13 protein-coding genes are annotated in these 12,666 nt (G+C 48.3%); 5 read left to right on the top strand and 8 right to left on the bottom strand.

The annotated features are described in order from the left end of the window. Positions 1–58: 58 nt before the first annotated feature. Both ACXAC1_RS06785 and ACXAC1_RS06780 read right to left on the bottom strand, forming a co-directional pair. Complete coding sequence (locus ACXAC1_RS06785; protein WP_475060212.1) at positions 59–868, bottom strand: TSUP family transporter; 810 nt, start codon at positions 866–868, stop codon at positions 59–61. A gap of 43 nt (positions 869–911) precedes the next feature. Then, positions 912–1,796 (bottom strand): LysR family transcriptional regulator, encoded by an 885-nt coding sequence (locus ACXAC1_RS06780; protein WP_475060209.1) that lies wholly within the window; start codon positions 1,794–1,796, stop codon positions 912–914. Between the two features lie 108 nt (positions 1,797–1,904). On the opposite strand from ACXAC1_RS06780, the gene ACXAC1_RS06775 reads away from it, so the two are divergent. After that, a complete protein-coding gene (locus tag ACXAC1_RS06775) occupies positions 1,905–2,117 on the top strand; it encodes a DUF2798 domain-containing protein (protein ID WP_475060207.1) in 213 nt (70 codons plus the stop codon). Positions 2,118–2,263: 146 nt separating this feature from the next. Here the strand turns inward: ACXAC1_RS06775 and ACXAC1_RS06770 are convergent, their stop codons facing one another. From ACXAC1_RS06770 to aguB, 4 genes are all read right to left on the bottom strand, one after another. Next, positions 2,264–2,539, bottom strand: coding sequence for a helix-turn-helix domain-containing protein (locus ACXAC1_RS06770; protein ID WP_228191935.1), 276 nt, complete (start codon positions 2,537–2,539; stop codon positions 2,264–2,266). After that, a complete protein-coding gene (locus tag ACXAC1_RS06765; RefSeq protein ID WP_475060204.1) occupies positions 2,536–2,859 on the bottom strand; it encodes a type II toxin-antitoxin system RelE/ParE family toxin in 324 nt (107 codons plus the stop codon). The genes ACXAC1_RS06770 and ACXAC1_RS06765 overlap by 4 nt, the downstream gene beginning before the upstream one ends. A gap of 132 nt (positions 2,860–2,991) precedes the next feature. Next, complete coding sequence (gene aguA, locus ACXAC1_RS06760; RefSeq protein WP_475060202.1) at positions 2,992–4,065, bottom strand: agmatine deiminase; 1,074 nt, start codon at positions 4,063–4,065, stop codon at positions 2,992–2,994. Positions 4,066–4,078: 13 nt separating this feature from the next. Then, positions 4,079–4,966 (bottom strand): N-carbamoylputrescine amidase, encoded by an 888-nt coding sequence (gene aguB / locus ACXAC1_RS06755; protein ID WP_475060200.1) that lies wholly within the window; start codon positions 4,964–4,966, stop codon positions 4,079–4,081. 213 nt (positions 4,967–5,179) lie between these two features. Between aguB and ACXAC1_RS06750 the strand changes: the two genes are divergently transcribed. Further along, positions 5,180–6,670: an aldehyde dehydrogenase gene (locus tag ACXAC1_RS06750; RefSeq protein ID WP_475060197.1), complete on the top strand. Its 1,491-nt coding sequence runs from the start codon at positions 5,180–5,182 to the stop codon at positions 6,668–6,670. Between the two features lie 107 nt (positions 6,671–6,777). Further along, entirely contained in the window at positions 6,778–8,061 is a 1,284-nt protein-coding gene (locus tag ACXAC1_RS06745) for an NAD(P)/FAD-dependent oxidoreductase (RefSeq protein ID WP_475060194.1), read from the top strand. 63 nt (positions 8,062–8,124) lie between these two features. Here ACXAC1_RS06745 and ACXAC1_RS06740 read toward each other — a convergent pair whose 3' ends face one another. Next, positions 8,125–9,072, bottom strand: a complete 948-nt coding sequence (locus ACXAC1_RS06740) for a substrate binding domain-containing protein (protein ID WP_475060191.1) — start codon at positions 9,070–9,072, stop codon at positions 8,125–8,127. 160 nt (positions 9,073–9,232) lie between these two features. On the opposite strand from ACXAC1_RS06740, the gene ACXAC1_RS06735 reads away from it, so the two are divergent. Then, entirely contained in the window at positions 9,233–9,889 is a 657-nt protein-coding gene (locus ACXAC1_RS06735) for a nitroreductase family protein (protein ID WP_475060189.1), read from the top strand. Between the two features lie 34 nt (positions 9,890–9,923). Here ACXAC1_RS06735 and ACXAC1_RS06730 read toward each other — a convergent pair whose 3' ends face one another. Continuing rightward, positions 9,924–10,742, bottom strand: a complete 819-nt coding sequence (locus tag ACXAC1_RS06730) for a LuxR C-terminal-related transcriptional regulator (protein WP_475060187.1) — start codon at positions 10,740–10,742, stop codon at positions 9,924–9,926. Positions 10,743–11,311: 569 nt separating this feature from the next. Here ACXAC1_RS06730 and ACXAC1_RS06725 point away from each other — a divergent pair. Beyond that, positions 11,312–12,646, top strand: a complete 1,335-nt coding sequence (locus ACXAC1_RS06725; protein WP_475063793.1) for a glutamine synthetase family protein — start codon at positions 11,312–11,314, stop codon at positions 12,644–12,646. Positions 12,647–12,666 lie beyond the last annotated feature (20 nt).

The following is a 12,666-nucleotide window of genomic DNA, read 5'->3' as shown; positions in this document are numbered from 1 at the left end:
GTTCCCTCCCCTTGTTTCTTTAAGGGGAGAGTTAGGGAGGGATTAACGTGTTTAAGCGCTACAACCAAAACGTCGAGTACATGCCGAAGGCACAGACCAGTAACAACGCCCATCCGATAAATTTAAAGAAGGTGGGCGTTTCAGCTTTTTGGATTCGTTCATGGAAATGCTGTCCCATCAAGTGGCCGACAAAGGCGCAAGGTAGTAACCAAAGTTGATGAATGAGCTGTAAATCGACTCCCGCGATTAGGAAAGACGCCATCTTGATACATACCAAGATAAACCAGAGTACGAATAAGGTATCGCGCAGCTGATGACGAGGCACCTTGGTGGCGAATACTGAGACGATCAGTGGCGCACCGATCAAAGATGTGCCGCTAACATAACCGCCCATCATGAGTAGCCCCGTGCTGACGATAGGGTTCTTACTGTAGAACGGTTTATTGATAATGTACGACATCGCAAACACCGCGACGATTACGAAAATCACACCAGTGACAATGTCATTGGGCAGGGTTAATAAGCCGAACACGCCAATCAGCTTGGGTACGATCATGATGCCCAATGCTTTGCGCAAATAGCCCCAAGCAATATTGCCCTGCTCTGTAGCGGGTTGTTCTGATGCTTCGCTAATCGTGGCTTTGTTTTCTGCTTTGGCTTTTCGCGCACCTCGCCAAGCGATCCAGCTGGAAAAGATCAGCAGATGAATGGAAATGATTGGTAGGAACACCAGAGGATCGTTGTGAACCAAGAGTAAAAACGGCAACGCCAATACTGCACCGCCGAAGCCCAACCCCGTGCGAACAAAACCACTCCAAACGAATATCCCTGCGATGGCGGCGTACTGCCACCAAAGTAACTGTTCCATAGAATGTGATCCTTATTGGTTAGGTTTGGGTGATAAGCCTAAATTATGAGGGGATAAGCCACGCTTGGCTATGGAGAAACTTGGTTAATTCATCCCGTAGAAGTTTGGCTCTGACTGACAGGCTACGTCGGTAGGGCCAGACTAGATAAATCTCACGGCGACGGCCATGCCACTCCGGCATCACTCGTATCAAGCGCCCCTGCTGCATATCCTCATAGACAATGCTTTCTGGTAACAATGTTACGCCATGACCATGTTTGGCCAGATTAGCGGCGATTCGCATATCATTACCTGTATGGCGGTGCGTCTTATAAACGGCATGTTCTTGGCCGGATTCATGAATGACATGCCAATCAGTAAATAATTGCCCCGCAACACTTTCAGTTTGCTCTAACTCACTAAGGGAGCTTGGTCGTGGTGAAAACTCCGGAGATGCCACCAACACGCCCTGAATCTCCCCGACTTTACGCTGAATCAGTGATAAGTTTGAGGATTGCCCTGAACGCAAGGCCAAATCCGCTTGAGTGTCTTGTAGGCTTTCGTATTGATTGCTTAGCTCTATTCTTAAGCTGATTTGAGGATATTGTGCCGCGAACTGCACCCAAAATTCATCAAGTGGCCCTGATCCTAGGTTGGTTGGCGCAAGGATCTTCACGTCCCCTTCCAAGCTATTCAATGTGTGATCCAGATTGGAAATCCGTTGATCCAAGGCATCGATAAATTCCGCACATTCACGGTAATAACGCTCTCCCACCGTTGTTAGGGTTAAACCTTTAGTGGAGCGATGAAGCAACACCGAGCCCAACTTGGCTTCCAAAGCCGAAACCCGTCGTGACACCGTGGCGATGGTCATACCCAGCTTATCTGCGGCCGCCGTCAGGCTCTTAGTGTCTGCAGCGGCTATAAAGATTTTCAGATCGTCGAGCATTTTTGCATATATGTAAAAAAGGTTATTGAAACTGTCTATTTTTACTAATATAGCGGTTTGGTAAGCTTACTGTATAGCATTAAGTGGTTGAGCAAAGAGGTTTTCCACATGAAACATCGCATTATATTCGCGGCATTGATGTCATTCGTTTTATCACTACTCATGACAGCCTGGGTGACCTTTGTGAACTTAGGCATGCATCCTGACTTTGTCTCATTCTGGATGAAATCTTGGATACTCGCATGGCCTGCAGCAGGCACCATCTCGTTTATCTTTGGCCCCTACTTACACCAGCTTGCTACCAAACTAGCAACCAAGTAGGACCGCGCTGTGCGCGGGAAAAGCCCTTGTACGACTTGGCTTAACTATCAAGGGGTCAGATTCCTTATAAATAAATTTATCGTTTGCGAGAGATGAATCATTAAAGGAATCTGACCCCATATATGCACCTAGACCATTAAGTCTTCTCAACGCTTCCTAACCCCTAAGCTCAGTTCAAATCCACAGGCCTCAGCATACTTAAGCAAGGTCAACCAGCTTGGATTAGCGTTGCCTCTCTCCAATCGGCTGATATTGCTTTTTTGTGTATGCATGCGTTCGGCGACTTGCTCTTGAGTCAGGCCAGCTTCGGTTCGCATGGAAAGCAGTTGGTCAATTAAGGAAAACTCGCTTTCTAGGTTGTGGTATTCATCACGTACTTCAGGGTTCGATAAAGCACGTTGTTTGAGATCTTTTAAACTCATTTCGGTTGCACCTCTTTCTGTCTTTGTTTGGCTACAGCCAATTCTTTTTTAGGTGTCTTTTGGCTTTTTTTAACAAATGCATGCAGGACAATAATTTCATTGCCCTTTAAGTAACAAAACAAGCCTCTGCCTATGCCTTCCTGTGCTTTTGCTCGTATTTCGAATAATCCATCACCCATAGGTTCTGTATGAGGTGATCCTAGGTTCGCCCCATGACTCTCCATGAGTTCTAATAATCGAATCATTCTTGCTTGTATCTTTGGTGGCATTGAAAGGATCGACTCCTCAACACCGCCGTAAAACTGTATGTTCCAACGCATGGTTCCCTCCATGGAAGTTATCTTTTATGATAACTATGGCTGGTTATTTTTTCAACAAACAAGCCAATGAAAAAAAAACCACGTCAGGGTTATCCCCTGACGTGGTTTTTAACGCTTCTTCCGATAGAAAGTCTAAACCGGTATCTGTTGTGTAATGCAGTGCAAGTTGCCACCGCCTAGCAGGACTTCGCGTGCTGGAATACCAACGATGGTATGAGACGGGAAGGCTGTTTGTAGTACTTGCTCCGCTTCGCTGTCTTTCTCTGAGTCCAGTTGCGGGTAGAACACGGCGCCATTGGTAATCAGGAAGTTAGCGTAGGATGCGCCTAGGCGCTCCCCTGCTTCGCGGGCCATGCGGTCCGGTTGTACCAGGCCGTTGGCTTCTTCCTCACCCATAAACAGTGGTCCCGGCATTGGGATGCTGTGAACGATTAGCGAGCGTCCTTTGGCATCGGTGGTTTCGGACAATACTTTCAATGCTGTTTGGCTGATGTCGTATTGCGGGTCACTTGGGTCATCACAGACGGTTAAGATGACTTCCCCTGGTTTGACCACATGCAAGATGTTGTCGATGTGACCATTGGTTTCGTCGTTAAACAGTCCAAGGGGGAGCCAAATGACTTTCTCAATACCTAAGTACGCCTGCAGCTGCGCTTCAATGTCGGCACGGCTAAGATCTGGGTTACGACTTGGATGTAGCAAGCATTCTTCCGTGGTGTAAGCCGTGCCGTCGCCATCACTGTGGATAGAACCACCTTCTAGAATAAATGGCGCGTCGTAACGCTGAACGTCTTCTAGTTCTGCAATGCGTGTTGCAACGGTTTCATCATCTGACCAGTCGTCGTATAGACCGTCTAGCTCGCCACCCCAAGCATTAAAGCCCCAGTTGATGGCGCGTTTTTCGCCTTGGCCATTGATCACCATGGTTGGGCCGATATCGCGCATCCAAGCATCGTTATACTGCATTGGGAAAAGCTGTACCTGAGACGGTAGCATGGCTCTCGCCTGTGCCTCATATTCTGGTAATACCGCGACTTTCACCGTGACATAACCACTTAAACGCTCAATAAAATGGGCAAAGGTTGCTTGTGCGGGCAGTGCCTGCTCGCGCCAGTTGTCTGGGCGAGTGGGCCAAGCTAGCCAAACACTGTCTTGTGGTTCGTGCTCACCTGGCATCCAAAAGCCGTCCTGCTGTGGCGTTGTCATAGTGCCTCCTGTGTTAATGGGCGGTCTTTACTTGGCCGTCTAGGGTTTTTAGCACGTCGTAGTGTTCTGGACGACGGTCACGGAACAAGCCCCACGCTTTACGCATGGTGCGCACATGGTCAAGGTCAAAGGTATGAACCAAGATGCCTTCTGAGCTGCGGTCCGCTTGCTCGATAAGCTCACCACGTTCATCACAGATAAATGACGAACCGAAGAAGGTTAACTCAAGATCGCGGTGTTGCGCCGTTTCTGTACCAATGCGGTTGGATGCGATCACAGGTACTTGGTTGGCTGCTGCGTGACCACGCATGGTGTTCGTCCAGTGTGGCATGCTGTCCATCTCAGGTTGGCTTGGTTCAGAACCAATTGCCGTTGGGAACAATAGAATATCCGCGCCCATCAGTGCCATGGCGCGAGCTGTTTCTGGGAACCATTGATCCCAACAAATACCAACACCCACACAGCCAAACTTGGTGTGCCACACTTTAAAGCCGGTATCCCCAGGGCTAAAGTAGTACTTCTCAAGGTAGCCGTCGCTATCAGGGATGTGCGTTTTACGGTAAACACCTAATAGTTCACCGCCTGCATCAATCATCGCCAGTGAGTTAAAGCGTACTTGTCCGGCACGTTCGTACCAGCTGAATGGCAGTACAACGTCTAATTCTTTAGCAAGAGCTTGGAAACGTTTAAAAGCCTCGTTCTCTTCTAAAGTGGTGGCGAGATCGTGGTATGACTCATGGATTTCGATACAAAAATACGGCGTTTCAAATAATTCTTGAATAAGAATGACTTGTGCGCCTTGAGCCGCCGCTTGACGAATTAGTTTTTCTGCTCGGTCAACGTTTTCCTGTTGGTTCCACGTGCAGTGCATTTGCGTGGCTGCCACCGTAATTTTTGACATGGTGTGTTCTCCAATTAGCTACCCTTGTGGGTACGTTATCGTTATCAAGTCACAGAAGTACAGGATGTGTCATGTGAGTGCTTCATCTTAGTTCCCCATGAAAAAAACGATATACCCCCACGGGGATATGGTGCGATAGGATGACGCTCAGTTAGTTTAGATTGATCACAACTCATGACGCGTTTTGATAAACGCCAGAGGAAGGAATTACCTATGAAGACCTATCAAGAATGGCAAGCCCTGCGTTCAGACATTCGTTTGCACTCAGACGCCTACATTAATGGTGCGTTTACCGCGGCACAGAGTGGGGAAACATTTGATTGTATCAACCCGACCGATGAGTCGTTGCTGGCCAAAGTGGCCAGCTGTGATGAAGCCGATGTGAACCTTGCCACCGAGGCTGCCAAAGCAGCGTTTAAGAGTGGTGTTTGGTCTGAAATGGCGCCAGGTAAGCGCAAGCGCATTCTGCAAAAGTGGGCGGATTTATTAGAAGCTCACCAAGACGAGCTAGCGCTGATTGATACCTTAGACATGGGTAAATCGATCTCAGAGATGGTCAATATTGATGTGCCAGACTCGATTGATTGCCTACGTTGGTCAGCAGAATGCATCGATAAACTTTATGGCGAAATCGCACCGACCAACCCAGATAATTTGGCGCTGATTAGCCGTGAACCACTGGGCGTGGTGGCGATTATTACGCCTTGGAACTACCCACTGATGATGGTGATGTGGAAGATTGCGCCAGCCTTGGCTGCGGGCAATAGCGTGATTTTAAAACCATCGGAAAAATCGCCTTTAAGTGCGTTAAGAATAGCTGAGTTAGCAACGCAAGCGGGGGTCCCAGATGGTGTCTTCAATGTCCTCCCCGGTTTTGGTCACACAGCTGGTAAAGCCCTTGCGTTGCACCATGACATTGGCACCCTAGCTTTCACGGGATCAAGCCGTGTAGCGGGGATGCTGATGGAGTATGCCGGACAGTCGAATATGAAACGGGTCTGGCTTGAGGCAGGTGGTAAATCCCCTTGCTTAGTGTTCGCAGATTGCAAAGATGTAAAAGCAGCGGCGCAAGGCGCGGCAACAGCGATCTTCACCAACCAAGGTGAAGTGTGTATCGCGTGTTCTCGCTTGTATGTGGAAAACAGCATCAAAGACGAGTTTATGGCCGCGCTATTAGAAGCCGCTAAAGCCTACGTGCCTGGTGATCCTCTCGATCCTACGACCAAAATGGGGCCAATGGTTGATAAAGCACAACTGGATACGGTGACACGCTTTATTGAGAGCGCCATGGCCGATGGCGCAACCCTTGCGCTGGGTGGCGTGCCAGATTATCAAGCGGGTAAAGGTTACTACGCGAAACCCACCATCTTTACAGATGCTAATCACGAGATGGAATTCGTTCGCGAAGAAATCTTTGGTCCAGTATTGGCGGTGATGGGCTTTGATACCGAAGAAGAAGCCATTGCCCTAGCCAATGATTCCAAATATGGCTTAGGTGCATCGGTTTGGACCAACGATTTGGGCCGCGCTCACCGTGTTAGTCGACGTCTTGAGTCGGGCATGGTGTGGGTTAACACCTGGGGTGATGGTGATACCACGGTGCCTTTTGGTGGTGTTAAAGCGTCAGGTAATGGCCGTGATAAATCTTGGCATGCATTGGAAAAATACACCGAGATTAAAAACACTTGGATTAGCTTGAAGTAACAAGCCCCACTTTCATTGATTACCATACAGGGCCGTCGCAGGACCGCCCTGTTCACACAAAGTTCGCGTACCAATAGGGTCGCCTACGTGTATAGGAGAGGTTTTATATGTCATCCCCTACTCATGCAAATTCATACTACGCAGCGTCTGCCAACGACAAGACGTTACGTCCACAGCTTACCGGCGAACATCGTTGCGATGTTTGTGTTGTGGGGGCGGGTTTTACGGGCATATCCACGGCTTTAAGTTTGGCCGAAAAAGGGAAACGTGTGATCGTTGTAGAAGGTAGCCGTATTGGCTTTGGTGCTTCTGGGCGTAACGGTGGTCAGATTGTTAACAGCTTTAACCGAGACATTGATTATATATTCAAAAACTACGGAGACGACATTGGTCAGAAAATGGCGAAAATGGCCTTCGCTGGCTCAGAACTGATTCGTCACCGTATTGAAAAGTACAACATCGACTGTGACCTTAAGCATGGCAACGTATTTGCGGCCTGCAATAAGAAGCAATTCGAAGAGCTAAAAGCCAAAAAAGCCCTATGGGAATCCCATGGCCACAATGAGCTTGAACTACTGAGTGCTTCATCGATTCAAGATCACATTGGTACGGATCGCTACACTGGCGGTCTGCTGGATCGCAAAGGCGGTCATATTCAACCGTTGAACTTGGTGCTTGGCCAAGCGCGTGCGTTTGAAGAGTTAGGCGGTCAGATCTTTGAAGATTCTGAAGTGGTGCGCTTAGAGAAAGGTGTTCCAGGGAAAGTGGTCACCAAGCAAGGCACCGTGATTGCCGATAAAATCGTGGTGGCGGGTAACGCCTATGTGTTTGGTTTGCTTCCAGAAGTTGAGAAAAAAGCCATGCCATGTGGCACGCAAGTGATCGCAACAGAGCCGCTTCCAGAAGACCTACAGAAGCAACTGTTACCAACAGATCGCTGTGTAGAAGACTGTAACTATCTTTTGGATTACTACCGTTTATCGGGCGATGGTCGCCTGATCTACGGCGGCGGCACGACTTATGGTGCCCGTGATCCAGGTAAGATCGAATCGATCATCGTGCCGAAAATGCTGAAAACTTACCCGATGTTAAAAGGCGTGAAAATTGACTTTGCATGGACTGGTAACTTCCTACTGACCATGATGCGTATGCCTCAGGTAGGTAAAATCGGCGAAAACCTATACTACGCACAAGGCTACTCAGGCCATGGGGTGACCAACTCTCATTTAATGGGTGAGATTTTGTCTGATGCGATCGATGGCGATATGGAACGCTTTGACGTATTCGCCAGCATGCCTCAGTACCAATTCCCGGGTGGTCGTATGCTACGAGTACCGTACACAGCGATTGGCGCAGCGTACTACAACATGCGTGACCAGCTAGGTATTTAATGAGTACAGAGCGTTAAGGTTCACAAAGAAGCCGCTTTCGAGCGGCTTTTTGTTGTCTATCGCTTAGGTCTCGGTTCGCTCGACCAGTGACTGTGGCAGGATGCCCGCTTCCACTAGACGTTGTAGGCTTTGCTGGGTGTTTTTTCGCAGTGCGTCTCGTAGTAGTCGCATGCTGGGCGTGATGGATTGGCGGCTTGGGCAGATTAACCAAAGTTCGCCGCAAGGTACGGTGTAGTCTGGTAATAGTGACATAAGTCGACCGCTTAGAATGTCATCTGCCACGTCCAATGCGGATTTCATGGCGATGCCGTGTCCTGCCACGCACCATCGTCGTACCATATCGCCATCGTTGGCGGCGCGATTGGCTTTGGGTTTGATTTTGTAGCGGCGCTGTTCATCTTGAAAATCCCAGGCATCGTTAAGTATGTCACGCAGCTGATAGAACAAAGCATTATGTTGCATGAGATCGTTTGGGTGCTGTGGCTTAGGATGCTTGGTTAGATACTCTGGGCTGGCACATAGTAAGCGTGGCACATTACAAATTTTAAAGCCGTACAGCGAGGCGTCATTAGGTGCCCCGTACCGCAGTGCCATATCTAATGCATCCCGGTAAAAGTCTATATTGCTGTCGCTTAAATGCATTCTCAGAGTGATGTCAGGGTGCTCCGCCATAAAAGCATCGAGCCAAGGGGCGATGACGTTACGCCCTAGGTCGGAAGACACTGCAATGCGCATTTCTCCAGAGATGGTCTCATTGTCTGTGGTAACGGCTTGTTTGGCCTGTTGCCATTGTTCTAAGGATTGAGCGCATAAAGGCAAAAAGCGCTCGCCAGCACTGGAGACGCGCAGTTGCCGAGTTGAACGGATGAACAGCTCGGCACCAAGGGCTGCTTCAACACGTTTTAGGGCAGCGCTGGCGGTTGCTGATTGCATATCCAAATGTGTGGCTGCGGCGGTGATGCTCCTCAGCTCTGATATCTTGAGAACCACTTCCAAATCTTCAATTTGCACAGATTTTTACCTATCTAATAGATTGTGAATGCAATGTTTATTATCAAATATTTTTTGATAATGATTCAATCTAAAGCGTATTTTTCTCTCTTATTCAGGGCGCTACTATCTCGGTTATTCAAAGGCCCTCAGGGCTGGTTGCTGATGATGAGGATAGATTATGTCGCACACTATTATTGAAGATTTAAGCAAACGCTACACCACTAAACACTATGACGCGAGTAAGCGAATCCCAGCGGCAGAGCTGGAGGTGATTTATGAAGCCTTGCGTTTGTCTGCGTCGTCCATTAATTCCCAGCCATGGAAGTTCGTAGTAATCGAAAGCGAGGAAGCCAAACAGCGTTTCCATGATACCTTTGCGAATAAGTTTCAGTTCAACCAGAAACATGCGAAAGCAGCGTCGCATATCATCTTATTTGCCCACAAAACACACTACAACCGTGATGACTACGCAAAAGTGATCGATCAAGATATCGCCCAAGGGCGAACGCCAGCGGAACAGCGAGAGCAAGCATTTGGTGCGTTTGCGTTTGCTGAGTTAAACACCGATGATCAAGGTAACACGGCTGCGTGGACGAAAGCTCAAACCTATTTGGCATTAGGAAATACGATGCATACCCTAGCGCGCCTAGGCATTGATTCAACGCCGATGGAAGGTGTTGACCCTGAGCTAATTGGTGAGTTGTTCGCGGACGAATTGGCAGGCTATCAGTGCGATGTGGCGTTAGCGATGGGCTATCGTGATGACGCGGCTGATTACAATGCGCCATTGCCTAAGTCACGCTTGAACCGCGAACAAGTGATTACCGTTCTATAAGTGTTTCGTTAGGATAAGTGTACAGACAGAGAAGCTAATGCGCTTCTCTGTCGAGTGCATCTAAGTGACTGAGGAATAGTGTAAAAATCTCAGACTGGGTTGAGGTATCCAAGCGTGCGTGAATGTTCTTGCGGTGTACTTTAACAGTACCAGCACTGATGCCTAACTCATTGGCAATAGACTTGGATGAGTGACCTTTCAGCAATAATCCCAAAATTTCCTGCTCGCGGGTCGTCAGTACCCCATGGGCAAATGTCTTCAGCGCTTGCTTCAATGGACCTGAGCTCGGCGCACGATCTACAAAACCACCGGATTGAGCCAGCCAGAATTGGTTAATCAAGGCTTCTATCATTGGGAAAACCGTTTTTAAATTATTCAGTTCGGTGCGTCGAATCGACCCGACGGCCTTTTGACGGCCCAGTGATACAGCAAACGTCGTGGTCTTATCTAAATCCACCAAAATATTGATTTCATCCACCAGGTCAAAGTCGCGATAGCAGGTTTGATAGTACTCTGTTTCTTCGAACGAATCAGGAGCCATATCGACTAGGCGGTAAACGCCTGGAGCAATGCCATGTTGAAGCGAGTTAAACAATGGGTCGAGCAAATAGGCTTGATTGAGGTACATGCGCAGGGTGTTGCTCTGCTCAGACAGGTCGCTCGGATGAATCAACAGCGGTTTCAGCGCTTTCTTATAGGTCACCATGATGATGGTGTCGAAGTAGCAAAGCTTGCGCAGGAAATCTTCTAGCACAGTTGGGAAACTGGGAACGCGAACATGACTGGTTAATTGCCCTAAGTCTTTCATCAACTCGGGTAAGGCCAATTGCCCTCGTAAAGTGGAACTGTGCATCGTTTTGTATCCTCTCCTGTGCGCGTTGTTATTATCGTGCGCTATCTTGGGGCGCTAGCCATTACTTTAAAACAAATGGTTACAGTAAAAGCAATTACTAGGCCAAAAAACATCTTAATGAAACATACACTAATTCGACGCTTTTATCGGTTTTAATTGTTCAATCCGATGGCTATTTTTTCTCTCATTACCTAAAAAATTTCGTCGACTTTAAGATCCTAGATAGTGTAAAACTGTGCTTAATAACCCGAATAATGCTTCGGCTTATGAGTTGCCAGATAACACCTAGAATGCATAAATCAATCATTTAGCCATTATTTATCAGCAAGATAGGTTTTCTCTCAAATAGGTTGTGGATTGCCTTAGAAGAATATTTACCCAATTTCCTCTTTGTTTTCATATACCCACTCGGGGATAGTTACTCGCATCATTTGCTCGGGTTAAGGTGATTTTCATAGAGAGAACTTGATCTAGAGCAACGCTTTCAAACTGAAAAAGCGAATGAAGTGTCGGCTATTCCAGAGTTCAAGTTCTCCAGCGGTAAGACTAATTTCATGAGAGAACTTTCTATGTCGGATATGTATGAAGGGAAAAACGAATTTGATCTGTTTATTACGGATTTAAACGGTAACTTGCGCGGTAAGCGTATCCCAGCTAGTGGGTTAAAGAGTGTCATGACACAGGGGGTGAAGTTGCCTCACTCTGTGATTGGCTTTGACCACTGGGGCGATGACGTACTCGACAATGGTATGGTGTTCGAAACTGGCGACAGTGATGGCATCTGCTTAGCCGTTCATCCTGAGCCGATTCCTGTGCCATGGGCGGAAAGCGCTCGTGATCAAATTCTTGCCATGATGTACAACGCCGATGGCACACCATTCTACCCAGATCCACGCCAAGTACTGACACGCATTGTGAATCGCTTTAAAGAGCTTGGTTACACACCTGTAGTGGCGACAGAGCTGGAATTCTACTTGCTAGATGGCACTTCCGAAGCCCAACGTCGCCCTTCTCCACCTATCATTGTGGAAGGGAATGGTGTGCGTTTGAATAAAACCGACTGTTACTCCATCGAAGAAATGGACGGCTTAGAAAGCTTCTTCGCAGAAGTACGCCAAGCTTGTGAAGCGCAAGGGATTCCAGCGGACACCATCATTTCAGAATTAGGCCCTGGTCAGTTCGAAATCAATATGAAGCACACCAACGATGCGGTGCAGGCGGCGGATCACGCGATCATGTTCAAGCGCCTGATCAAAGGCGTGGCGCGCCAGCATGACTTCGGCGCGACCTTCATGGCGAAACCTTATGCAGACAAGAGCGGCAACGGCTTCCACGTTCACTTCAGCTTGCTTGATGAGCAAGGCAACAACGTGTTCGACAATGGCACAGATGAAGGCTCAGGTTTGTTGCAGCAAGCGGTCGCTGGCCTACTGAACCACATGTCGGATTCGATGCTAGTCTTCGCGCCACATATGAACTCTTACCGTCGTTTTCAAACGGGTGCCCACGCGCCAACATTTGCAAGCTGGGGCTATGAGAACCGTACCGTCGCGGTACGTATCCCGGAAAGTGAAAACATCGCGCGCCGCATCGAACATCGTGTAGCTGGTGCGGATGCCAACCCATACTTAGTGCTGGCCGCGGTGCTAGGCGCAGCACTGCACGGCATTGAAGCGAAAATGTCTCCGCCACAGCCAATTGAAGGGGATGCTTACGCTATGTCTGAACGCTTTGAGCCACTGCCTAATCGTTGGGAATTGGCCTCAGAAGCTTTCAGCGACAGCAGCTTCTTACGTGATTATTTAGGCGAAGAGTTTGTTCGAGTATTTGGCGCAGCCAAAGAGCAAGAACAGCAAAAGATTCATAGCCGGATTTCAAACGTGGAGTACGAAGCCTACTTATAGATAGGTGTCGTACTCATAGG

The sequence above is a fragment of the Marinomonas sp. AWM4_232 genome (assembly GCF_056158325.1).
This window is presented reverse-complemented; position numbering and strand designations above follow the sequence as displayed.